At 63.1% G+C, this 23,847-nt stretch carries 20 protein-coding genes; 17 read left to right on the top strand and 3 right to left on the bottom strand.

All coding sequences use genetic code 11. The annotated features are described in order from the left end of the window. Positions 1-129 precede the first annotated feature (129 nt). From C8D77_RS23520 to C8D77_RS23510, 3 genes are read left to right on the top strand one after another with little or no spacing between them, the layout of a single operon-like run. On the top strand, positions 130-1,164 hold the full coding sequence (locus C8D77_RS23520) for an ABC transporter permease (RefSeq protein ID WP_109668419.1): 1,035 nt from the start codon (positions 130-132) through the stop codon (positions 1,162-1,164). Positions 1,165-1,176: 12 nt separating this feature from the next. Then, positions 1,177-2,334: an ABC transporter permease gene (locus tag C8D77_RS23515; RefSeq protein WP_109668417.1), complete on the top strand. Its 1,158-nt coding sequence runs from the start codon at positions 1,177-1,179 to the stop codon at positions 2,332-2,334. Between the two features lie 47 nt (positions 2,335-2,381). Continuing rightward, on the top strand, positions 2,382-4,586 hold the full coding sequence (locus C8D77_RS23510; protein WP_109668415.1) for a dipeptide ABC transporter ATP-binding protein: 2,205 nt from the start codon (positions 2,382-2,384) through the stop codon (positions 4,584-4,586). 34 nt (positions 4,587-4,620) lie between these two features. Here the strand turns inward: C8D77_RS23510 and C8D77_RS23505 are convergent, their stop codons facing one another. Then, positions 4,621-5,211: a transglycosylase SLT domain-containing protein gene (locus C8D77_RS23505; protein WP_109668413.1), complete on the bottom strand. Its 591-nt coding sequence runs from the start codon at positions 5,209-5,211 to the stop codon at positions 4,621-4,623. A 217-nt stretch (positions 5,212-5,428) separates the two neighbouring features. Between C8D77_RS23505 and C8D77_RS23500 the strand changes: the two genes are divergently transcribed. Continuing rightward, a complete protein-coding gene (locus C8D77_RS23500) occupies positions 5,429-6,967 on the top strand; it encodes a trimethylamine methyltransferase family protein (protein WP_146211798.1) in 1,539 nt (512 codons plus the stop codon). A 57-nt stretch (positions 6,968-7,024) separates the two neighbouring features. Further along, the gene (locus C8D77_RS23495; RefSeq protein WP_109668409.1) at positions 7,025-9,466 is read left to right on the top strand and encodes a GcvT family protein; all 2,442 of its coding nucleotides are present in this window, start codon (positions 7,025-7,027) and stop codon (positions 9,464-9,466) included. 34 nt (positions 9,467-9,500) lie between these two features. Here the strand turns inward: C8D77_RS23495 and C8D77_RS23490 are convergent, their stop codons facing one another. Beyond that, the gene (locus C8D77_RS23490; protein ID WP_109668406.1) at positions 9,501-9,893 is read right to left on the bottom strand and encodes a DoxX family protein; all 393 of its coding nucleotides are present in this window, start codon (positions 9,891-9,893) and stop codon (positions 9,501-9,503) included. A gap of 202 nt (positions 9,894-10,095) precedes the next feature. On the opposite strand from C8D77_RS23490, the gene C8D77_RS23485 reads away from it, so the two are divergent. Further along, positions 10,096-10,584 (top strand): hypothetical protein, encoded by a 489-nt coding sequence (locus C8D77_RS23485; protein WP_206532385.1) that lies wholly within the window; start codon positions 10,096-10,098, stop codon positions 10,582-10,584. An 84-nt stretch (positions 10,585-10,668) separates the two neighbouring features. On the opposite strand, the gene C8D77_RS23480 is transcribed toward C8D77_RS23485, so the two are convergent. Then, positions 10,669-11,445, bottom strand: coding sequence for a VOC family protein (locus C8D77_RS23480; protein ID WP_109668404.1), 777 nt, complete (start codon positions 11,443-11,445; stop codon positions 10,669-10,671). A gap of 171 nt (positions 11,446-11,616) precedes the next feature. Between C8D77_RS23480 and C8D77_RS23475 the strand changes: the two genes are divergently transcribed. The 11 genes from C8D77_RS23475 (at position 11,617) to otsB (ending at position 23,639) form a co-directional block, all read left to right on the top strand. Continuing rightward, positions 11,617-12,354, top strand: coding sequence for a gamma-glutamylcyclotransferase (locus C8D77_RS23475; protein ID WP_109668401.1), 738 nt, complete (start codon positions 11,617-11,619; stop codon positions 12,352-12,354). A gap of 120 nt (positions 12,355-12,474) precedes the next feature. After that, positions 12,475-13,830 (top strand): NAD(P)-dependent oxidoreductase, encoded by a 1,356-nt coding sequence (locus C8D77_RS23470; protein WP_109668398.1) that lies wholly within the window; start codon positions 12,475-12,477, stop codon positions 13,828-13,830. Between the two features lie 5 nt (positions 13,831-13,835). Beyond that, positions 13,836-14,678, top strand: a complete 843-nt coding sequence (locus tag C8D77_RS23465; RefSeq protein WP_109668396.1) for a class I SAM-dependent methyltransferase — start codon at positions 13,836-13,838, stop codon at positions 14,676-14,678. Positions 14,679-14,690: 12 nt separating this feature from the next. Further along, the gene (gene preA / locus C8D77_RS23460) at positions 14,691-16,004 is read left to right on the top strand and encodes an NAD-dependent dihydropyrimidine dehydrogenase subunit PreA (protein ID WP_109668393.1); all 1,314 of its coding nucleotides are present in this window, start codon (positions 14,691-14,693) and stop codon (positions 16,002-16,004) included. 110 nt (positions 16,005-16,114) lie between these two features. Continuing rightward, a complete protein-coding gene (locus C8D77_RS23455) occupies positions 16,115-16,633 on the top strand; it encodes an RrF2 family transcriptional regulator (RefSeq protein WP_109668500.1) in 519 nt (172 codons plus the stop codon). Between the two features lie 11 nt (positions 16,634-16,644). Continuing rightward, on the top strand, positions 16,645-17,103 hold the full coding sequence (locus tag C8D77_RS23450) for a carboxymuconolactone decarboxylase family protein (protein ID WP_109668390.1): 459 nt from the start codon (positions 16,645-16,647) through the stop codon (positions 17,101-17,103). 69 nt (positions 17,104-17,172) lie between these two features. Further along, complete coding sequence (locus C8D77_RS23445; RefSeq protein ID WP_109668388.1) at positions 17,173-17,550, top strand: DoxX family protein; 378 nt, start codon at positions 17,173-17,175, stop codon at positions 17,548-17,550. A gap of 114 nt (positions 17,551-17,664) precedes the next feature. Continuing rightward, positions 17,665-18,726, top strand: a complete 1,062-nt coding sequence (locus C8D77_RS23440; protein WP_109668386.1) for a glycosyltransferase family 4 protein — start codon at positions 17,665-17,667, stop codon at positions 18,724-18,726. 50 nt (positions 18,727-18,776) lie between these two features. Continuing rightward, positions 18,777-20,939, top strand: a complete 2,163-nt coding sequence (locus C8D77_RS23435; RefSeq protein WP_109668383.1) for an amylo-alpha-1,6-glucosidase — start codon at positions 18,777-18,779, stop codon at positions 20,937-20,939. Positions 20,940-21,084: 145 nt separating this feature from the next. Continuing rightward, positions 21,085-22,863, top strand: a complete 1,779-nt coding sequence (locus C8D77_RS23430; RefSeq protein WP_109668381.1) for an alpha,alpha-trehalose-phosphate synthase (UDP-forming) — start codon at positions 21,085-21,087, stop codon at positions 22,861-22,863. Further along, positions 22,860-23,639 carry a trehalose-phosphatase gene (gene otsB / locus C8D77_RS23425; RefSeq protein WP_245468938.1) on the top strand — a complete coding sequence of 260 codons (780 nt, stop codon included), beginning with the start codon at positions 22,860-22,862 and terminating at the stop codon, positions 23,637-23,639. The genes C8D77_RS23430 and otsB overlap by 4 nt, the downstream gene beginning before the upstream one ends. The last annotated feature ends 208 nt before the right edge of the window (positions 23,640-23,847 follow it).

The following is a 23,847-nucleotide window of genomic DNA, read 5'->3' as shown; positions in this document are numbered from 1 at the left end:
GGGCAAGGTCATGCAACAAAAACAGGGTTGATCGCATCCGAAGGCCTGTTTGACAGCCAGCCCCGCCGGTCACGGCAGGGTTGGTTTTCATAGCCGGCTCAAACCCCAACCCATCGGCAGGGGGCCGCCATGCTTTCCTTCGTTATCAGGCGTCTTGGCACCATGGCATTGACGATGCTGTGCCTGACCATGGTCGTCTTCTTCCTGATCAACCTCGAACCCAATCTGAAGAAGCTGGCGATCAGCCAGACCGAAATGCACACGTCGGCCGAGCAGCTCGAGAGCTGGCTGGTCAACCATGGCTACCGGCAGAACTTCTTTGTCCGCTATGGGCAGTGGCTGGGCCTCGTGCCCAAGCAGCCGGTGACCGACCCGGCGACCGGCAAGCCGGCGCAGCGTTTCTCCTTCTGCAACGACCCGCTCGTGTCGACCTTCTCCGGTGTTCTCGAAGGCGACTTCGGCTGCTCGACCAAGTTCAAGGCAACCGTCGCCTCGAAACTGTTTCCCGCGCTCGGCGCCACCGGCATCCTGATGTTCTGGGTGCTGGCGGTGATGGTGCCGATCTCGCTGCTGATCGGCATTCTCGCCGGCATGCGCGAGGGGTCGCGAACCGACCGCGTGCTGTCGGTGGCCTCGATCGCCTCGACGGCGACGCCTGAATATGTGTCGGGCGTCATCTTCACCGTCATCTTCGCCTCATGGCTCGGCTGGCTGAACGGCTCGGCGGCCTCGGCCAGCCAGGGCATCACTTTCTACAATTTCACGCTTCCGGTGATGACGCTGGCGATCTACGGCATCGGCTACATCGCCCGCATGACGCGCGCTTCGATGGTCGAAGTGATGACGCAGCAATATATCCGCACCGCTCGATTGAAGGGTCTCTCCTTCGGCAGCGTGGTGGTCAAACATGCGTTGCGCAACGCGCTGATCGCGCCGTTCACCGTCATCATGCTGCAGTTTCCCTGGCTGCTCACCGGCGTCGTCATCGTCGAGGTGATGTTCCGCTACCAGGGGTTCGGCTACACGCTGGTCGAGGCGGCCGGTAACAACGACATCGACCTTTTGCTCGGCTGCTCGCTGGTCTCGGTGTTCATCGTCTTGATCACGCAGCTCATTTCGGATGTCGGCTACGCGTTTCTCAATCCGCGTATCAGAGTTCAGTAGGGGGCGAAGCGGATGCCGGTTCAATATATCAGTGGCTTCACCGTCGTTCTCGAAGTGCTGTCGCGCTTCTGGCCGGTCTGGATCGCGCTCGTCATCGTCATGGGGACGAGCTTCGCCTACAAGAAGAAGCTGGCGCTCTACGGCCAGCTCTTCGACAGCGGCGTCGGTATCGTCGGCGTCGGCATCTGTCTGTTCTGGCTGTTCACGGCGATCTTCGCCGCGACCATCTCGCCCTTCGATCCGCTGGCCCAGATTCCCATCATGAAGGATGTGCTGCCGGGCGCCGTCGAACCGCAATCGGGGCTGACCTATCTGTTCGGCGGCGACAAGCTGGCGCGCGACGTGTTTTCGCGCATGGTCTATGGCAGCCAGATCGTGCTGATCATCGCACCTGCCGCAACCGGCTTCGCGCTGATGGTCGGCATCACGCTCGGGCTGCCGGCCGGCTACTATGGCGGCAAGATCGACACCGTGCTGTCGTTCCTGGCCAATTTGGTGCTCGCCTTCCCGGTGATCCTGCTGTTCTACCTGCTGGTGACGCCGGGCATCATGGACACGCCGATCCCCTATGGCATGGCCGGCGTCTTCTTCCTGTTCCCGATCATCTTCTTCAGCGTGCTGTTCTGGACGCGCTACAAGAACCGGCCCGACCGACTCTATATCCTGCTCGGCATCACCCTGATCCTCGGCGGCTGGATCTACCTCGGCCTTGTGTTCGACAGGGACCCGCTGCACATCGTCCATATCGATCCCAACCAGCTCAACATCTTCGTGGCGGTGGTGTTCGCCTCCAGCCCCGGCGTGTTCCGCATCGTGCGTGGCCTGGTGATGGACATCAAGACGCGCGACTATGTGGCGGCGGCGCAGACGCGCGGTGAATCGCCCTGGTACATCATGCTGTGGGAGATCCTGCCCAATGCGCGCGGTCCGCTGATCGTCGATGCCTGCCTGCGTATCGGCTACACCACGATCCTGCTCGGCACGCTCGGTTATTTCGGCCTTGGCCTGGCGCCGGAAAGTCCAGACTGGGGCACCGCGATCAAGGACGCGAGCCGCCTGCTGCGTTCCTTCATCCATCCGGCGCTGCCGCCGACGATCGCGCTGATGTCGTTCGTGCTGGGCTTGAACCTGCTCGCCGACTCGCTGCGCGAACAATCGATGAAAGATTGATTGACGGGCTTCGGCCCGCATCTGGTAAAATTGGATTGGAGCGACCCATGAACGAGGCAGTTCGAAATCCCGCCAAGCCGGCCAATGGGCCTATCATCGAGATCGAGAACCTGTCGATCTCCTTCTTCACCCGCAAGGGCGAGATCCCGGCCGTCATGGATTTTTCCTGCACTGTGATGCCGGGCGAGGCGATGGGTATCGTCGGCGAATCCGGCTGCGGCAAGTCGACCGTGTCGCTCGGCATCATGCGCGACCTGTCCAACATCGGGAAGATCGTCGGCGGCAAGATCAAGTTCCAGGGCAAGGACATGGGCGAGCTCTCCGACGAGGAGTTGCGCTCCATTCGCGGCAACAAGATCGCGATGATCTACCAGGAGCCGATGGCGAGCCTCAACCCGGCGATGAAGGTCGGCCAGCAATTGATGGAAGTGCCGCTGATCCACGACAAGGTGTCGAAGGAAGAGGCCTACAAGCGCGCACTCGACATGGTGCGCTCGGTCAAGCTGCCCGATCCCGAGCGCATGATGCGCTCCTATCCGCACCAGCTTTCGGGTGGCCAGCAGCAGCGCATCGTCATTGCCATGGCGCTGCTGTCGAAGCCGGCGCTGCTTTTGCTCGACGAACCGACGACGGCGCTCGACGTGACGGTCGAGGCGGGCATTGTCGACCTGGTCAAGGGGCTCGGCGAGAAGTTCGGCACATCGATGATCTTTGTCTCGCACAATCTCGGCCTGATCCTGGAAACCTGCGACCGCATCACGGTGATGTATTCGGGCGAAGCGGTCGAGACCGGCAAGATCAAGGACGTGTTCGACCGGATGCGCCATCCCTATACGCAAGGGCTGTTCCGCTCGATCCCGCTGCCGGGCGCCGATAAGAATTCACGGCCGCTGATCTCCATCCCCGGACAATTGCCGCTGCCGCATGAGCGGCCCAAGGGCTGCAATTTCGGCCCGCGCTGCCACCATTTCGTCGAGGGCGTCTGCAACGCCGCCGAAATCCCGATGATCGAGGTCGCTGGGCACGAAGGCCATTTCTCGCGCTGCGTGCGCTTCAACGAGATCGACTGGGAAGCGCTGCCGCCCGGCGCCAAGAAAGTCAATGAGCGCGTCGTGCCCGGCGCACCGGTGCTCAAGATCGAAGACCTCAGAAAATACTACAAGGTCGGCGGCAGCGAGGTGTTCGGCTCGAGCGAGGGCCGCGTTGTCAAGGCCAACGAGACGATCTCGTTCATGGCGCGCGAATCCGAGACAGTCGCCATCGTCGGCGAATCCGGCTGCGGAAAGTCGACGCTGGCCAAGGTGCTGCTCGGGCTGGAGACGGCAAGTGCCGGCACGGTGACGCTGGGCAATAAGGAAATCCAGTCGACCGGTATCGAGAAACGCAGCGTCGAAACCGTATCGTCGATACAGATGGTGTTCCAGAACCCGTTCGACACGCTCAATCCCAGCCACTCGGTCGGTTCGCAGATCATCCGTACGCTGGAGAAGTTCAATGTCGGCAAGACGGTTGCCGATCGCCGCAAGCGCATGCTGGAACTGCTCGACCTGGTGAAGCTGCCAAGGGCGTTCGAGACCCGCAAGCCGCGCCAGCTTTCGGGCGGCCAGAAGCAGCGTATCGGCGTGGCGCGGGCCTTTGCCGGCGACGCCAAGGTGGTGGTGGCCGACGAACCGGTGTCGGCGCTCGACGTGTCGGTGCAGGCGGCGGTAACCGAACTGCTGATGGACATCCAGCGCAAGAACAAGACGACGATGCTGTTCATCAGCCACGATCTGTCCGTCGTGCGCTACATCGCCGACCGCGTCGTCGTCATGTATCTCGGCTATATCGTCGAGCAAGGCACGACCGACCAGATCTTCGCGCCGCCCTATCACCCCTATACCGAGGCACTGCTATCGGCGATCCCGATCGCCGATACCAGCGTGGTCAAGCGGCACATCGTGCTGGAAGGTGACATTCCGTCGGCGATGAACCCGCCGTCGGGCTGTCCGTTCCAGACCCGCTGCGGCTACAAGAAGCTGGTGCCGGACAATCTGTGCGAGACCAAGGTGCCGCCGGTCAAGCATCTCGGCGACGGCCATATGAGCCTGTGCTGGCTCTCCGACGACGTGCTGGCCAAGATGGAGCCGGTGATCAAGTTCGACAAGGAACACGCGGCAAATGAGGGTGTGCCGGAAGACGCGCCGCATGTGACGGATACAGGCCCGACTGCCACCCCACCGAAGCGTCCGCGCGGCAAAAAGCCGAGCTGACGGTCGGAAGGTCGAGATCAGTGATGCGGAGCGTTCAGTTGCCGCACTCGCTCAGTTGCTGCGCATAGTCCCGCGACATCTTTTCGGTGGCGCGGGCATAGCCCTGCACTCCGGCGTCGCCGCGGTTGCCGCGGCCATAGGCGGTCCAGCCGAGATAGTAGGCAAGGTAGAGATTGTAGGTGTCGTTGCGGGCGACGCCGTACGTGTCAGCGGTCTTGGAATGATACCAGCCGACGAAATCGACCGCATCGGCGAATTTCGTCCGCCGCGCTGCCCAGTTGCCGGTCTCACGCTGATATTGCGACCAGGTGCCGTCCAGTGCCTGCGAGAAGCCGGTGGCCGTCGAGACATGCTTCCACGGAATGAAGCCGAGCAGCTTGGTGCGCGGCGGCCGGGCATTGCTCTTGAAGCCGGATTCCTTGCGCACCGTCGCCATCAGCACGGGAACAGGGATGCCGTATTTCTGCTGGGTGCGCTCGGCGGCCGACTGCCAGTTGTCGAACCAGCCGTCATTCTGGTCGAAGACGGCGCAGACATTGTTGATGTGATTGGGCGGCGTGGCGCAGGCCGAAAGCGCCAGCAGCACGCAAACCGCACCAATTTTACTAAAACTCGAACTACGCATTGGCAGAGCAATAGGCCGAAATCATAAAGGGAATCTTGCAGCGTCCGTTAACGCTTGGCCGGAGCAGTCCCTTCAGGAAATCCCGCGCCTGCAATCCGACATATTTTGTCGCTTTTTCTAAACAGATATTGCAGAAATGCCGCCGTGGCTAAAATCACGCCCGCAAACGGCGTATTTCTGACAGCTTGCCCGGGTTGCCGGGGCTTTGATGCCAGGCATGAACGAACCAAGACGCAAACGCGGCGCCGAGCGCACCAGCAACAGGGGCCCGTCGGCCATCCCGCAACTGCCGCTCAGGCGGGTGACAAATCCCTATCCGCCGATGGCCATGCTCTCGCCCGACCAGATCGAGCAGATCCACCAGGCTTCGATGCACATCTTGGAGAATTTCGGCATCGAGGTGATGAGCCCGCGCGCACTGTCGCTGTTCGAGAAGGCAGGCGCCAGCGTCGATCATGCCTCGGCGAATGTCCGTATTGATCGCGGCCTGGTCGAAGACGCGCTGAAGACCACCCAGTCCAGCTATGTGTTGACGCCGCGCAACCCGGCCAACGCGGTTCATCTCGGCGGCAACACCATCAATTTCACGCTCGTTGCCGGGCCGCCCAATGTGCACGACATGGAGCGCGGCCGCCGCGCCGGCAATTTGCGCGATTATTCGGATCTCACCCGGCTGGCGCAGCATTTCAACTGCATCCACATGCTCGGCAACCAGGTCTGCGCGCCGGTGGAACTGCCGGCCAACTCCCGCCATCTCGACACCTATTTCACCAACCTGACGCTCACCGACAAGAGTTTCCATGTCTCGGCGATAGGCCGGGGCAGGGCACTGGACGGCATCGAGATGATGGCCATCGCACGTGGGCTGACGCTCGACCAGATGCGCGACGATCCCGGCATCACCACCATCATCTCGGTCAACTCGCCGCGCCGCTTCGACGAGATGATGGCCGAAGGGCTGATGACGATGGCCGAGTTCGGCCAGTCGGTGGCGGTGACGCCGTTCACGCTGATGGGAGCGATGAGCCCGGTGACGCTGGCCGGGGCGCTGGCGCAGCAGAATGCCGAGGCGCTGTTCGGCGTCGTGCTGACGCAGCTGGTGCGGCCCGGCGCGCCGGTGATGTATGGCGCCTTCACCTCCAATGTCGACATGAAGTCGGGCGCGCCGGCCTTCGGCACGCCCGAGAATACCAAGGCCAACATAGCGTCGGGGCAACTGGCGCGGCGCTACGGGCTTCCGTACCGCACGACGCCGGGCTCGGCTTCCAACGCCGCCGATGCGCAAGGCGCCTATGAGACGCTGATGGCGCTGTGGGGCGCGGTGCTCGGCCATGGCAATCTCGTCTACCACGCCGCCGGCTGGCAGGAGGGCGGGCTGACGGCGTCGTTCGAAAAACTCATCATCGACGTCGAGATGATCCAGCACATGATGGAGTTTCTGCGCCCGATCGAGGTCAACGAGGCGGAACTTGCCGTCGAGGCGCTGGGCGCGGTGCCGACCGGAGGGCATTTCTTCGGCGAACTGCACACGCTGGAGCGCTACGCCACCGCCTTCTACCAGCCGATGCTGTCCAACTGGCAGAATTACGAGGCCTGGCAGGAGGCCGGCGGGCTCGACGCCACGGCGCGCGCGACGCGACTGTGGAAGAAGGCGCTGGAGGACTATGTCGAGCCGGTGATGGATATCGCCGTGCGCGAGGCGCTGGAGGCTTACATGGCCAAGCGCAAGGAAGCGATCGGGCAGGGCGAGCCGTGATGCCTCGCAGCTTGAATCCACTCACCCATCCAACTCACTGATATCAGAGAAGAATCCATGAAATCGCATGCAAAGGTCGTGGTCATTGGCGGTGGCGTCGTCGGGTGCTCCGTGCTGTTCCATCTTGCCCGCCATGGTTGGACCGATGTTGTCCTGCTGGAGCGCGACGAACTGACATCCGGCTCGACCTGGCACGCGGCCGGCGGCATGCACACCATCAACGGTGACCCCAACGTCGCCAAGCTGCAGAAATACACGATTAGCCTCTACAAGGAGATCGAGGAGCTTTCCGGCCAGGCGACCGGCGTGCATCTGACCGGAGGTGTGCTTCTGGCGGCGACCGAGGCGCGGCTCGACTGGCTGCGCGGTGTTGTTGCCAAGGGCCGCTATCTCGGCATCGAGCTCGAGGAGATCTCACCCAACGAAGCGGCCGAACTCATGCCGCTGCTCGATCCCAAGCAGTTCGTCGGCGCCGTCAGGAACAAGGAGGACGGCCATCTCGATCCGTCGGGCGTCACCCATGCCTATGCCAAGGCCGCACGCAAGTTGGGCGCCGAGGTCGAGCGCTTCACCAAGGTCGAGGACATCGTGCGGCGCGCCGACGGGCTGTGGCGGGTCATCACCAACAAGGGCGAGGTGGTGGCCGAGCATGTCGTCAATGCCGGCGGCCTGTGGGCGCGCGAGGTCGGCCGCATGGTTGGCCTCGAACTGCCGGTGCTGGCGATGGAGCACATGTACCTGATCACCGAGGATATGCCGGAGGTAGCCGCCTGGAACGCCAAGACCGGCACGGAGATCATCCACGCGGTCGATTTCGACGGCGAGCTCTATCTGCGCCAGGAGCGCGGCGGCATGCTGATGGGCACCTATGAGAAGGCCAACAAGCCGTGGTCCGAATACCAGACGCCGTGGAATTTCGGCCATGAATTGCTGGCGCCCGACATCGACCGCATCGCACCGTCGCTGGAGGTTGGGTTCCGGCATTTCCCGGCCTTCCAGAACACCGGCATCAAGCAGATCATCAACGGCCCTTTCACCTTCGCGCCGGACGGCAACCCGCTGGTCGGGCCAGTGCGCGGGCTGCCTGGTTTCTGGGTCGCCTGCGGCGTCATGGCCGGTTTTTCGCAGGGCGGCGGCGTCGGCCTCGCTCTGTCCAACTGGATGATCGAGGGCGATCCCGGCGCCGACATCTGGGCGATGGATGTCGCGCGCTATGGCGACTGGGCGACGATGGCCTACACCAACGCCAAGGTGCGCGAGAATTATTCCAGACGCTTTTCGATCCGCTTCCCCAATGAGGAGCTGCCCGCCGGGCGGCCGCTGAAGACGACGCCGATCTACGACCTGCTGTCGGCCAAGGGTGCGCAATGGGGCGTTGCTTACGGGCTGGAGGTGCCGCTCTGGTACGCGCCGGAGGGCGTCAAGGACGAGTTCTCCTGGCGTCGCTCGAGCGACTTCACCCAGGTCGCCAAGGAGGTTGCGACCGTTCGTGACGGCGTCGGCCTGTCCGAGATTTCGAGCTTCGCCAAATACAAGGTGACGGGCGAGGGGGCGGCCGCCTGGCTCGACCGGATGCTTGCCTGCAAGCTGCCGAAGCCCGGCCGCATGACGCTGGCGCCTATGCTGAAGGAAGATGGCAGGCTGATCGGCGACTTCACGCTGGCCAATCTTGCCCCTCTTGATCGAGATGGGGAAGGCTGGTTCCTCGCCGGTTCGGGCATCGCCGAGCAATACCATATGCGTTGGTTCGAGAAGCACTTGCCTGACGACGGTTCGGTGCGCATCGAGGCGCTGGGCGCGAAGCTCACCGGCCTGTCGATCGCCGGGCCGAAGGCGCGCGATGTGCTGGCAAAGGCCACACGCTCGGATGTCTCCAATACGGCATTTCCGTTCATGGCCATTGGCAGGATGGATATCGGCATGGCGCCGTGCCTGGTCGGCCGCGTCAGCTACACCGGCGATCTCGGCTACGAGATGTGGGTAGCGCCGGAGTATCAGCGCGCCGCCTTCCAGGCCCTGATGGCTGCGGGTGAGGAATTCGGCATCGGCCTGTTCGGCTCGCGTGCGCTCAACGCGCTGCGGCTGGAGAAGAACTACGGCTCATGGGCGCGCGAATACCGGCCGATCTACGGTCCGCTGGAAGCCGGGCTCGACCGCTTCGTCGCTTATGGCAAGGACGCCGACTTCATCGGCAAGGCCGCGGCTCTCGCCGAGCGCAAGCAGGGCGGCAAATTGCGCCTGCGTGCCTTCATCGTCGAGGCCGACGACGCCGATGTCATCGGTGACGAGCCGATCTGGTTCGACGGTGCGGTGCGCGGCTGGGTGACCTCGGGCGGCTATGCACATCACTCGAAGAAATCCGTCGCCGTCGGCTACGTGCCGAAGGAGATCGCCGATGAGAGCGACGGCTTCGAGATCGAGTTGCTGGGCAAACGCCATGCGGCGCGCATGCAGCCGGCGCCGCTGTTCGACGCCAATTTCGAAAGGATGCGCGCCTGAAGCCTAGGCGCGCATTATTCAAATTATCAAGGTGCTACGTGCTGCGGCGGTTGTCCAGCGCGAAGGCGCCGGCGCCGGCAAAGAACAGATAAAGGAAGATGAAGCAGAACGAGATTGCCAAATCGCCGCCGTTGTTGACCGGGAAGAAGTCGCGCGGCATATGCGCCATGAAATACGCGATCGCCATTTCGCCGGCCAGAAGGAACGCGACAGGTCGGGTGAACAGGCCCAGCGCCAGCAGAATGCCGCCGGCGAATTCGAGAATTCCAGCGGCGATCGTCAACCCAGTGAGCGCATGGGGTTGGTCGCTGACAGGAAAATTGAACAATTTCTGGGTGCCGTGTTCGATGAATTGCAGCGCGGTCACGATGCGCAGCATGCCCAGGGCTTGCGGCTGGTATTTGGCGAGGCTTTCGAAAAGCTTCATCTAAAACTCCGTTTAGCCTCCCGGACCGGCCGTAGATTATCTCCGGGCATCGGACCATTCACTTCCCATGGTCCGCCATCAACAATCGGTGACCGGAAATGTTCCCGCCCTGACCTTTCATATTTTTCTCGTCAAGGTTGCATTTGTATCGCAATGGTTGTATCGATGGATGGCTGTTCCGAACATGTGGGTTCCCTTTGCCATGAAAAAACTCGTCATCAGCCTGTTCGCAATCCTTGCAAGTACCAGCTTCGCCATAGCCGAGGAGGCCGGCTGTGAGGCCTTCAAGTGGCCGGTCACGCGGGAACAGGCGCTGTTTGCCGCCGCCCCGGCAACACCGTCGGGAGCAACGCTGGCGGTGGGCGCTGCCGCGGATCTGGCACTTGTGCCGGTGGAGAAGGCCGGCTTCGCACTGGCACCCGAACGTGCCCCGGCCTCAGACACGTTTGGCGCCGTCGCCAGCGTGGAAGTGCCGCCTAAGGGAGCCATCCAGATAAGTCTGTCAGGCGAGGCCTGGGTCGATGTTATTCAGGATGGCCACGCCATCAAGTCGGCGGGCTATAGCGGCGTGAAAACCTGCCCCGGCATCCGCAAGAGCGTGCGCTTCAAGCTTGCGCCCGGCCCGGCCACCGTCCAGTTCAGCGGTGCGAAAAAGGCGGACCTGAAGGTCGCGGTGCTGGCGCCGGAATAAATCGGTCGCCAAGCAGAGGAATACAGCCCTTCATCGGTGGTGCGATGAAGGGCCGGCGCTTTGTACCAGCGGTGTTTATCGCCGTCAGCGGACCGGCGCCATCAAGGCGAAGTGTGCGCCTTGCGGGTCCTGGCACTGCACGATCCAACTGCCGCCGGGGACCTCCATCGGCCCCATCAGGATCTTGCCGCCATTGTCGGTCACCCGTTTGGCCGCCGCATCGATGGCCGGAACATTGAAGTAGAACTGCCAGACCGGCACGGGGATCTGCTGCGGCTTGTTCATGATGCCGCCGCCGGATTCGGGGCCGGCCGTGAAGGTCTGGTAGGTGCCCATCGGGCCCATGTCGAAATCGCCGGCATCGACCCAGCCGAACTGGTCGGAATAGAAATCGAACGCGGCCTTCCAGTCACTCGTATAGAGCTCGTGCCAGCCGATATGGCCCGGCGTGCTGGCCGGCACGACAGGCTGGTCGGGGCCGTTCGGCTGCAGGAACATGAAGGTCGCGCCCTGCGGATCGGCGACGACGGCAAAGCGGCCGACGCCGGGAATGTCGTCGGGCTGGCGGTGAACGGTGCCGCCGGCTTCCTCCAGTGATGCCGTTGCGGCATCGACATCCTTGGTGTGGATATAGCCGAGCCAGGCGGGCGGCATGCCCATCTTGGCGGCATCCTCGGGCATCGTCATCAGGCCGCCGACGCCACGTTCGCCGACATTCATGACGACATAGCGCGGCATGCCGGGCGCCACGTCGAAAGGCTGCGCCGTCCAGCCAACCACCTTGGGGTAGAACGCCTCGGCGGCGTCGAGATCTGTGGTCATCAATTCGTACCAGAAGAAGGGCATCGGGGATTTTGGCATTTTCGGTCTCCTCACCTTTCATGCATCGATCGTCGTCCGATCCATCCTAGGACGATCTTCACGACAGAAATCCGACACCGCCCGAACAACAATGTCTCTACATGCCAAGCGTTCCCCGGTTGCGCGCCCCGCGGTTTTCGATTTCTCTGCGGTGATGAGGGGTTGTCGTTCATGCGCTTGATGTCGCTCACGCCCGAGCTTGTCGCACTGTGCCATCGGGAAGAGGCCGATCCCGGTCCGGACCCGAGCTGGACGGAGTTGAACGACGAGGATTTCCGCACCCTTGCCTTGCGGCTGTCTGAGGAAGCCGACGAGGGGCCGCTATGGGTGTTTGCCTACGGATCGCTAATCTGGAAGCCGGAATTCGAGTCGGTCGAGCAACAGCTGGCCACTGCCTTTGGCTGGCACCGCTCTTTCTGCCTCGACATTGTGCGTTGGCGCGGCAGCGCCGAGCAGCCGGGTTTGATGATGGCGCTCGAGCGGGGCGGACGCTGCAAGGGGGTGATCTATCGCTTGCCGGAGGGCGAAAAACCGGCCCAGATCGAAAGGCTGCTGCGGCGCGAGATCAGTGACCACGAAAGCATCGACACGGTCAGGTGGCTGCCGGTGCATACGCCGCAAGGCGCGCTGCGCGCGCTTGGCTTTTGGGTCGGCGTGAAGGGCAGGGGAACGTCGCTGAACCAGCCGCTGGACAAGGTGGCGAGCGTGCTGGCCAGAGCCTGCGGGCATATCGGATCCGGCGCCGAATATCTTTACAACACAATCAGCCACCTCGAAGCGTTCGGCATCCACGACCGCAACCTGTGGCGATTGCAGCAACTGGTCGCGGAGGAGGTCCGGGCTATCCATGGCCACGGACTTGAGCCCGCCCATTCGCTCCCGCTGCAAACGCAACCGCAGTCGCAATAATATGAGTGAAAAAATCATGTTATTGTCCAGCCTTTTCAGGGGCTTGCGTCGAAAATTGACCAATTGATAAAAAAATAAAACGTGCTAGCCTTCCCCAAAACAAAACATGGGGAACTGACGATGCCAGAAGGCCAATTCAGGGAAGGCATTGCAGGCGGCAGGCTCTCGGCCGACCAATATGCGGACAATTTTTCCGACCTGCACCCGCCGCTCGATCACCACGAGGCGCTGGTCGAATCCGACCGCTGCTATTTCTGCTACGATGCGCCGTGCATGAATGCATGCCCGACTTCGATCGACATTCCGCTGTTCATCCGCCAGATCTCGACCGGCAATCCGATCGGTTCAGCCAAGACCATCTTCGACCAGAACATCCTGGGCGGCATGTGCGCGCGCGTCTGCCCGACCGAGACGCTGTGCGAAGAAGTCTGCGTGCGCGAGGTGGCGGAAGGCAAGCCGGTGCAGATCGGCCGCTTGCAGCGCTACGCCACCGATGTCGCCATGGGCGAGAACAAGCAGTTTTATCCACGCGCCGAGCCGACCGGGAAGACGGTCGCCGTGGTCGGCGCCGGCCCGGCTGGGCTTGCCGCCGCGCATCGGCTCGCCCGCCATGGCCATGACGTGACCATCCTCGAAGCGCGGCCGAAGGCCGGCGGCCTCAACGAATACGGCATCGCCGCCTACAAGAGCGTCGACAATTTCGCCCAGGCCGAAGTCGACTACGTGACCGCGATCGGAGGCATCGACATCCAGAACGGCAAGGCGCTCGGCAGCGACTACCAGCTGTCCGACCTGATCCGCAACTACGACGCGGTGTTTCTCGGCATGGGGCTTGGCGGCGTCAATGCGCTGCGCGCCGATGGCGAGGACGCCGACGGCGTCATCAATGCGGTCGAGTTCATTGCCGAACTGCGTCAGGCCAGTGACCTTTCCGGCCTGCCGGTGGGCCGCCGCGTGGTCGTCATCGGCGGCGGCATGACGGCGATCGACGCGGCCGTGCAGTCGAAACTGCTCGGCGCCGAGGAGGTGACGATCTGCTACCGGCGCGGCCAGGAGCACATGAACGCTTCCGGGTTCGAACAGGATCTGGCCGCCGCCAATGGCGTCACCATCCGCCACTGGCTGCAGCCGAAGCGGGTAATCGTCGACGGGGGCAAGGTATCGGCCATCGAACTCGAATACACCGCCATGAACGGCGACAGGCTTGCCGGCACCGGCGAGATGCTGACGCTCACCGCCGACCAGGTGTTCAAGGCAATCGGCCAGAGTTTTGTGCCGGCCGCGCTCAACGGCAGCGGTGCGTCGATCGACCTCGAAGCCGGCCGCATCAAGGTCGATGCGGAAGGACGCACCTCGCTGGCGAAAGTCTGGGCCGGCGGCGACTGCATCTTCGGCGGCGACGACCTGACCGTCTCGGCCGTGGCGCAAGGCCGCGACGCGGCGGAGAGCATCAACAGGAGTCTCACGCAGGGATAGGGATCATGGCTACGGTGGAACCGGGCATCGCCCGTCACTACGACATATCGGGTTTAGAGCAGCGGATCCTTGCCGCGCTCGCCGATACCGGCGTGGAAATTGCCCATCTGCGTGCCGGCGATCTCGAAGCGGTCGACGAATTCCATATTGGCGGTGTCGCCGCCACCAGGGAACTCATCGATCGGATGGGGTTGAAGCCAGGGGCCGAGCTTCTCGATATCGGATCCGGTGTCGGCGGTCCGGCCCGCTTTGTCGCGAACAGCATCGGCGCCGATGTTACCGGCATCGACCTGACGCAAAGCTATGTCGATATCGCCACCAGCCTGTCGAAGCGAACCGGATTGGCCGACAAGACGCGCTTCGTGCAAGGCAGCGCGCTGGACATGCCATTCGCCGATGCCAGCTTCGATGCGGCAATGATCCTGCATGTCGGCATGAACCTTCCCGACAAGCCGAAGCTGATGAGCGAGGCTGCCCGCGTGTTGCGGTCGGGCGGTGTCTTCGCCGTCTACGATGTCATGCGGCTGAAGGACGGAGCGCTGACCTATCCGTTGCCATGGGCGTCCGATGAAACCATGTCCTTCGTCGCTACGCCGGACGACTATCGCTCGGCGGCAGTCGCCGCGGGGTTCTCGGTGACCGCTGAACGGCCACGCGGCGCTTTTGCCGTCGAGTTCTTCGCGACAATACGTGCTCGAATGGCCGCCGCGCAAGCGGAAGGCAGGAAGCCGCCGCCCGGCGTCGGCCTGATCATGGGCGAGGACGCCCGCACCAAGGTCGCCAATATCACCGCCGCGCTTGAAGGCGGCATTCTCGCACCCGTCGAACTGCTCCTTCGTCTCGGCTGAAAGGGACCTGTCATGGCAGACATCCGCAACAATTTCGTCGGCATCAAATCGCCAAATCCGTTCTGGCTGGCCTCGGCGCCGCCGACCGACAAGGCCTACAACGTCATCCGCGCCTTCAAGGCCGGCTGGGGCGGCGTGGTGTGGAAGACGCTGGGCGAGGAAGGTCCGCCGGTGGTCAACGTCAACGGCCCGCGCTATGGCGCGATCTGGGGCGCCGACCGCCGCCTGCTCGGCCTCAACAACATCGAGCTGATCACCGACCGCGACCTGCAGGTCAATCTGCGCGAGATCAAGCAGGTCAAGAAGGACTGGCCCGACCGCGCCATCGTCGTTTCGCTGATGGTACCCTGCGTCGAGGAGGCCTGGAAGGCGATCCTGCCGGTGGTCGAGGAGACGGAGGCCGACGGCATCGAGCTCAATTTCGGTTGTCCGCACGGCATGTCGGAGCGCGGCATGGGTGCCGCCGTCGGCCAGGTGCCGGAATACATCGAAATGGTCGTGCGCTGGTGCAAGCAGAACACCCGCATGCCTGTCATCACCAAGCTGACGCCCAACATCACCGATGTGAGGAAGCCCGCGCGCGCGGCACACGCCGGCGGCACCGACGCCGTGTCGCTGATCAACACCATCAACTCGATCACCGGCGTCGATCTCGATAGTTTCGCGCCGCAACCGACCATCGACGGCAAGGGCTCGCATGGCGGCTATTGCGGCCCGGCGGTGAAGCCGATCGCCATGAACATGGTGGCCGAGATCGCGCGCGATCCGGAAACGCACGGCCTGCCGATCTCCGGCATAGGCGGCATCACCACCTGGCGTGACGCGGCCGAGTTCATGGCGCTCGGCGCCGGCAATGTGCAGGTGTGCACGGCGGCGATGACCTACGGTTTCAAGATCGTGCAGGAGATGATCGCCGGCCTCGAAAACTGGATGGACGAGAAAGGCCATGCCTCGCTGGACGACATTGTCGGCCGCGCCACGCCCAATGTCACCGACTGGCAATATCTCAACCTCAACTACGTCGCCAAGGCGCGTATCGACCAGGACGCCTGCATCAAATGCGGCCGCTGCCACATCGCCTGCGAGGACACCTCGCACCAGGCGATCACCAGCATGGTCGACGGCGTCAGGCACTTCGAAGTGATCGAGGCTGAATGCGTCGGCTGCAATCTGTGCGTCAATGTCTGCCCGGTCGAGAACTGCATCACCATGGAGCCGCTGGCCGCCGGCGTGATGGACCAGCGCACCGGCAAGCCGGTGTCGCCGATCTACGCCAACTGGACGACGCACCCGAACAATCCGATGGCCAAGGTAGCGGCGGAGTAGGGGCCGGCGCTCAACGAAAAAACGGCGCCTTCGGGCGCCGTTTTTCATTTTCTTATTGCAGATAAAAATTATCCACGATAAGAGATATCCATGAATTGGAGACCAACACAGTGAAGCTGGGCGAGGGCGTTGAAGCAGCCATCCACTGCGCCGCCATGCTGGCCGGCGTCGAGGGCAACAGCACCATGGCGGCCTCCGCCATGGCGGAGGCCTTTGGCCTGTCGCCAAGCTATCTGCTGAAGCATCTCAACATGCTGAGCGCGGCGCGCATCCTGGAATCGGTCTCGGGACCGGCCGGCGGCTACCGGCTGGCGCGGCCGGCCGAGCGGATTTCGCTGCTCGATATCGTGCTGGCGGTCGAAGGGCGCGAGCCGGCTTTTCGCTGTGGCGAAATCCGCCGCAACGGTCCGGTCACGTTCGACGCCTCAGCCTACGTTAAACCCTGCGGCATCAATGCCGCGATGCTGAAGGCCGAACGGGCTTATCGCGCCGCACTCGCCGAGGCAAAGCTGTCGGATATCGTGGCCACTTACGCGGCAGAAGGCGACCCCAGATCGCTTGCCGCGAGCTGCGCCTTCGTCGAGCGCCATCAGCGGCCGCAGAAATCCAGTTCAACCAAGCAAGCGTAAAGGACATCAAGATGAAACAGAGGCTGCAATTTTTCGCCAGGGCGCCGGAGATCATGAAGGCGGTGTCGGCGCTCAACAAGGCGGTGGACGAATGCGGGCTCGAGGAGAGCCTGCTGCACCTGATCAAGCTCAGGGCGTCGCAGATCAATGGCTGCTCGTACTGCGTCGAGATGCATAGCCGTGAGGCGAGGCGTGACGGCGAGACCGAGCAGCGGCTCTATCTGGTTTCGGCCTGGAAGGAATCGCCGCTGTTTTCCGAGCGCGAACGCGCCGCCTTGGCCTGGACCGAGGCCGTCACCCTGATCGCCAACAATGGCGTGCCGGACGAACTCTATGCAACGACACTCGAGCATTTCTCGGAAGAGGAACTGGTCAAGCTGTCCGTTGCGCTCGGCATGATCAACACCTGGAACCGGCTGTGCATCCCGTTCCAGGCCATTCATCCGATGCCGGCGGCCAAGGCCGCCTGATTGTCCGGATTGTGTTTTGGAGCGCCGTCGAGAAGGCGGCGCTCCAATCGTTTTCAAAGGGAGAGTTTGATGCCTGCCGATTTGCCTTCGACACTGTTGTTTCTCGGCCGCCTTTTGCTCGGCGGCGCCTTCGTCTTCGCCGGCCTGCGCAACATCCAGAACGCGGCCTTCCTGACCCAACTGATGGCCGCGCGCGGCGTGCCGCAGGCGCGGTTGGCGCTGTGGCTCGGCATCGTGCTTCAGGTCGCTGCCGGTGTGCTGGTGATCGCCGGCCTGTGGACGGCAATTGCTGCATCGGTGCTGCTGCTGTTCCTGATCGTCGCTACGCCGATGTTCCACAATTTCTGGGACCATCAGGGCGCGGACCGTGCGTCGCGCATCAACGGCTTCGTCGGCAATGTCGCGCTGAGTGGTAGTTTTCTGACGCTGATCGCGCAGTCTGCTTGATGCGGCTCCATGCCGAGTTCGGCAGTGTGGTGCCGACGGCATCCATCATTAAATCGGAACCAATCCAGCCGTTGACGCATTTCGCACCTGTATGCCGAGCATCCAGGATGAAATATGAAAATAGCCCATGTCGCGCCGCTTTATGAATCGGTGCCGCCCAGACTCTATGGCGGCACCGAGCGCATCGTCTCGTATCTGACCGAAGCGCTGGTCGATTTGGGCCATGAGGTGACACTGTTTGCCAGTGGCGACAGCCAGACCTCCGCGAAGCTGGTGGCTGGCCGGGAGTGCGCCCTTCGCCTCGACCCGCGCCCGCTGAAATCCGAGATTGCGGCACATCTTTCGATGTTGGCGCAGGTGCGAGACCGGGCGCGAGAGTTTGACGTCATCCACTTCCACCTCAGCCACTTCCTGCACTTTTCCTTCTTCGAGGACATTGCCGAGCGGACGGTGACGACGCCGCATGGCAGGCTGGACTATGTCGACCTGGCGCCCACCTATGAGCGTTTCCCGCGTTTTCCCCTGATTTCCATTTCGCACAGCCAGAAGGCAGGCCTAGCCAAGGCCAACTGGCTGGCGACGATCCACCACGGACTGCCGACCGGTATCTACGAACCCACTTTCGGGGCGACACCGGAAGAACCCTATCTTGCCTTCCTCGGCCGGTTTTCACGCGACAAGCGCCCCGACCGTGCCATCGAGATCGCGATGCGCTCGGGGCTCAAGCTGAAGCTTGCGGCAAAGATCGGCGACGACGATCGCGCCTATTTCCATGAGGTGGTCGAGCCGTTGATCGACGGCGATCGCATCGTCTATGTCGGCGAGATCGAGGAGCACCAGAAGGCGGAATTTCTCGGCAAGGCGGCCGGCTTGCTGTTCCCGATCGACTGGCCGGAACCGTTCGGCCTTGTCGCTATCGAGGCAATGGCCTGCAGCACGCCGGTGATCGGCTGGAATTGCGGTGCACTGCCGGAAATCATCGATCACGGCGTGACCGGGTTCATCGCGGAGTCGGTGGATGGCGCGGTCGCAGCGGTGCCTGACCTGCTGCAACTCGACAGGCGAAAGGTGAGAGCGGTTTTCGAAAAGCGGTTTTCCGCCAGAAGAATGGCCGGCGACTATCTAGCCGCCTATGCGCGGCTGATCGGCGTCCCGAGCGAGGCGAAAGCGTCGTGAGCAGCGGTGTGCACCAGCGGCAAGACCGCAACAACGGGGATCTGTGACCAATGGCCCTACTCGATGAGCGCCAGCTCGATCCTGCGGTTGCGCTTGCATCGCTCGACGCGACCGCTCCTCGCGAGCCGCACCGGCTGTTTGCGCTCAAGCAGGGCGACTGCTTTGCGGTTGCTGATGCCTATGGCGACATACGCGGCGCCGGCGACGGTTTCTTCCGCGACGACACACGGGTGCTCTCCGAATTCCGGCTGACCGTCGGCGGCCGGCAGACATCGCTGCTAGGCGCTTCGCTCAGCCAGGACAATGTGCTGTTCACCACCAACCTGACCAATCTGCCGATGCAAAGTGCCGCCGGTCGCGACATTCCGCAGGGCGCCATTCATGTCGAACGCGTCAGGCTGCTGTGGCAAGACAGGCTGTTCGAACGCATCACACTTTCCAACTACAGCCGGGAAACCTCGACAATCGGCGTTTCCCTGCACTTTGCCGCCGATTTCCGCGACATGTTCGAAGTGCGCGGCTCGACACGGCTGCGCCGTGGGATGGCGCATGTGGCCGAAATGGACGCGACATCCGTTCTGCTGCGCTATGACGGGTTGGACGGGCTGGCGCGCGCATCGGCGATATCGTTCTCGCAAGCACCGGACCAGCTGACGGCCGACCGCGCCGATTTCCTGCTTGCCGTGACCAAGCGCAGCAGCATGGTGCTGTATGTCGAGGTTGGTCCCGAGTTGGCCGAGCCGCCCGATCGCGACCGTTTCCGCGCCGCTGCCGCCCGGGCGCGCTTTGGCATGCGGGCCAAGCGTCGCCATGGCGCGACGGTGCACAGTTCTGGTCGCGTCTTCAACGATTGGGTCGAGCGTGCCCGTGCCGATGTCGCGCTGCTGACCACCGAGCTTGCGACCGGACCCTATCCCTATGCCGGAATTCCCTGGTTCTCGACGGCGTTCGGCCGTGACGGCGTCATCTCGGCGCTGCAGATGCTGTGGCTCAATCCGGGCCTGGCACGAGGCGTGCTGGCCTTCCTCGCCCAGCACCAGGCGACGGAGACGTCGCCGTTCAGCGATTCGCAGCCGGGCAAGATCATGCACGAGACGCGCAAGGGCGAGATGGCGGCGCTGCGGGAGCTTCCCTTCGGCCGCTACTATGGCGGCGTCGATACGACGCCGCTCTACATCCATCTCGCCTGCGCCTATGCCGATCGTACCGGTGACATGGCGTTCATCGACAGCCTGTGGCCGTCGCTGTGCGCCGCGGCCGAATGGACGGAGGAGGCGGGCCGAGAGACCGGCTTCGTGACCTACCAGCGGGCCGCCGAGTCCGGTCTCGCCAACCAGGGATGGAAGGACAGTTTCGATTCCGTCTTTCATGCCGATGGCCGCATTCCCAAGGGCCCGATCGCGCTGGTCGAAGTGCAGGGCTATGTCTTTGCCGCCTTTCGGGGGCTGGCCAAGCTTGCCCGCCGCCGTGGCGAAGACGACAAGGCCGATCACTGGGAGGACCGCGCCGAGGCCATGCGGGTGGCCGTGGAACGCGACTTCTGGCTCGACGATCTCGGCTTCTACGCCCTGGCGATCGATGGCGAAGGCGAACCCTGCAAGGTGCGGACCTCGAATGCGGGCCATCTCCTCCTTGTCGGATTGCCTGAGCCGGCGCGGGCGCAGATGGTCGCAGACCAGCTTCTTTCCGCCTCCTTCCATTCCGGCTGGGGGCTGAGAACGCTTGCCGACGATGCCGTGTTCTTCAACCCGATGTCCTACCACAATGGCTCGATCTGGCCGCATGACACCGCCATGTGCGGTGCCGGCCTGGCGCGTTATGGCGAGCGTGAAAGCGTGGTCCGCCTGATGAGCGGCACGTTCGAATCCGCGGTCCATTTCAACATGCGGCTGCCCGAACTGTTCTGCGGTTTTACCCGCGCGCCGGGCGAAGCACCCATCGCCTATCCCGTCGCCTGCCTGCCGCAAGCGTGGTCGGCAGGCTCCGCCTTCATGCTGATGCAGGCGTGCCTTGGCCTGGAGATCGACGGCTGGGATGGCGAAATCCGAGTTACCCGCCCGAGGCTGCCGATCGGCATCGACACGCTCACGCTTCGCCACCTGGGCGTTGGCGAACAAGTGGTCGATCTCACTTTCCAGCGCGTCGGCGACCGGGTCGTCGCTTTCCTCGCCGACCGCCATGAAGGGCTGGTGCCGCTCATCGTCAGAACATGATTCGAACAAAATTGGCGGAACCGATCCGGGCTTTGTGCGTTGCAAAATACAGGTCCGGACGGCGACCCCTGTCGCCGCGGACAGTTTCAAATCGGAAACACGAACAAAACGGCCGCCGAACGGCCGGAGGTGAGTTGGCATTCCCATGACAAATTACGGTGCGGACCTGCTCTGGGTTCTAATCCTCGCGAGCCTCGGTTTTTCCGCTTTTGCCGTTTTCTTCTCTCTATCGCGGCAGCGCCGCAGTCACCCTCCGGCGGTTGCGCATACAGCGGGCGAAGACGTGGCCGCGGAAGCGGCGCGCAAGGTGATCCGGGAATTCGAAAAGAATGGTCAATCGGCCGATGCTGCGCTGGTGACGTGGTCGCCCGAAACATTGCGCAAGATACTGGCCGACGACCTGCCGGAGGCGCAGGTCATCGTGGTGTCCAACCGCGAACCCTATATCCACAACATCAGGGATGATGGCGTCGAATTGCTGGTGCCGGCCAGCGGGCTGGTGTCGGCGCTCGAGCCGATCACGCGCGCCTGTGGCGGCACCTGGATCGCCTATGGCGGTGGAACCGCGGACCGTCTGACGGTCGACCAGGACGACCGGGTACAGGTGCCGCCCGGCCATCCGTCCTACACGCTGCGCCGGGTCTGGCTGACGGAGGAAGAGCATCAGGGTTACTATCTCGGCTTCGCCAATGAGGGCCTCTGGCCGCTTTGCCATATCGCCTTCACCCGACCGATTTTTCGCGCCTCGGACTGGGAGGCCTATGAGGCCGTCAACCGGAAGTTCGCCGACACGGTGGTGGCCGAAGCGCGCAACGAGCGGCCGATCGTGCTGGTCCAGGACTACCACTTCGCGCTGCTGCCGCGCATGATCCGCGAGCGCCTGCCGGAGGCGATCGTCATCACCTTCTGGCACATCCCATGGCCGAATTCGGAAGTGTACAGCATCTGTCCGTGGCGTGAGCGCATCCTTGAGGGGCTGCTCGGCAGCTCGATCATCGGTTTCCACACCCAGTTCCACGCCAACAATTTCACTGAAAGCGTCGATCGCTTCCTGGAAAGCCGCATCGAGCGGGCGGATGCGGCGATCTCCTATGGCGGGCAGACGACGCTGGTGCACGCCTATCCCATTTCGATCGAATGGCCGGCGGACCTGCTGGCAAAATTGCCTGATGTCGATGACTGCCGCGCCCGCCTGCGGAACAGGTTCGGACTGAAAGCGGATGTGAAGCTGGCCGTAGGCGTCGAGCGTCTCGACTACACCAAAGGCATTCTGGATCGGTTTCAGGCGCTGGACGAATTGTTCAAGCGATACCCTGAATGGATCGGAAAGCTGTCTTTCCTGCAGATCGCGGCGCCCAGCCGCGGCACGCTGCCGGCTTACAAGCTACTCCACGACGAATGCCACCACTATGCCGAGGAGCTCAACCAGCGTTATGGCAGCGAGGGTTACAGGCCTGTGATCATGGTGGCCGAACATCACTCGCAGGAACAGGTCTATGAGATCTATCGCGCCGCCGACATATGCATGGTCACCAGCCTGCATGACGGCATGAACCTGGTCGCAAAGGAATTCGTCGCGGCCCGCGAAGACGAACAGGGCGTCTTGATGCTCAGCACATTCGCCGGTGCCTCGCGCGAATTGCTGGAGGCGCTGATCGTCAACCCCTACGACGCGGCCATGATGAGCGAGGCGTTGCTGCAGGCACTGACCATGACGCCGGACGAACAGCGCGAGCGCATGCGGCCGATGCGGCAGATGGTCCGCGACAACAATGTCTATCGCTGGGCCGGCAGCATGCTTCTGGACGCGGCGCGCCTGCGCAAGCGCGGTGACCTCGATCGGGTAACCGGTGCTGGCGACCGGCCGCCCGGCATCGACAATGTCGTATCCATGTTCGAACGCAAACGGGTGGCAATGTTATGAGCGAGACCCTGGTTATGAGCGAGAGCCTGAAAAAAATTGCCAGCGAGAGCCTGCAAAAGCCGCCGGCCTTGCTGACTGGCGAATGGGCGTTGTTCCTCGACATTGACGGCACGCTGCTGGAACATGCGGAACACCCCGACGCCGTCTCGGTCAGCGACGAGCTTCGCTCCTTGCTGCAGGGGCTGGATCGCAAGCTGAACGGGGCATTGGCCTTCATCACAGGCCGCTCCGTTGCGGCAGCGGATCAGCTGTTTCAGCCTTTGAAGCTGCGCGCAGCCGGGCTTTATGGCCTGGAACACAGGCTGTTGCCGGACGACGACGTCGAAGTCGCCGGCGAGCCGGCGGATATCGCGGCGCTTGCCGACGAGATCCAAGCCGAGCTCGGTCGTGGGGCCTATATCGAGCGCAAAGGACGGGTGCTGGCCATCCACACGCGCGCTGCCCCGCACCTGCTTCCCCGCGCGACGCAGCTTGTCGAGCAGGCGCTGGCCACGCTGCCAAAGGGCTACCGCGTGGTTCCCGGCAATGCCGGTGTGGAACTGCTGCCGCTCGAGGCCGCCAAGGGCGCCGCGATCCGGCGCTTCATGGACATCGCGCCATTTGTGGGCCGCCGCCCGGTCTTCTTGGGCGACGACACCTCGGATGAAAACGGCTTCGAGGCCGTCAATGATGCCGGCGGCCTGTCGATACGGGTCAAGCCACCTGCGCATACCACCGCGCAGTACGGGCTGGCCGGTGTTGCCGAAACGCTCGCCTGGCTGAAAAGTCAGCTCTAGGTCCGGCCGAAGCGCACCCCGATCGCGCATCTGGAAAGGGCAAGGAAAGGAACGGTTCGATGGGACGCTTTGCACAATTGGTTCGAGAGATCACGCCAAGTTGGCTTCATTCCCGCTCCTCCCGCCACGGGGCCGCCGACATTTCACCGTCCGATGCCGACTCCAGTTGGCAGGAAGCGATCGACAACAAGATGTATGGGGCTGATAC

This window comes from Mesorhizobium loti (assembly GCF_003148495.1).
Taxonomy (GTDB): domain Bacteria; phylum Pseudomonadota; class Alphaproteobacteria; order Rhizobiales; family Rhizobiaceae; genus Mesorhizobium; species Mesorhizobium loti.
This window is presented reverse-complemented; position numbering and strand designations above follow the sequence as displayed.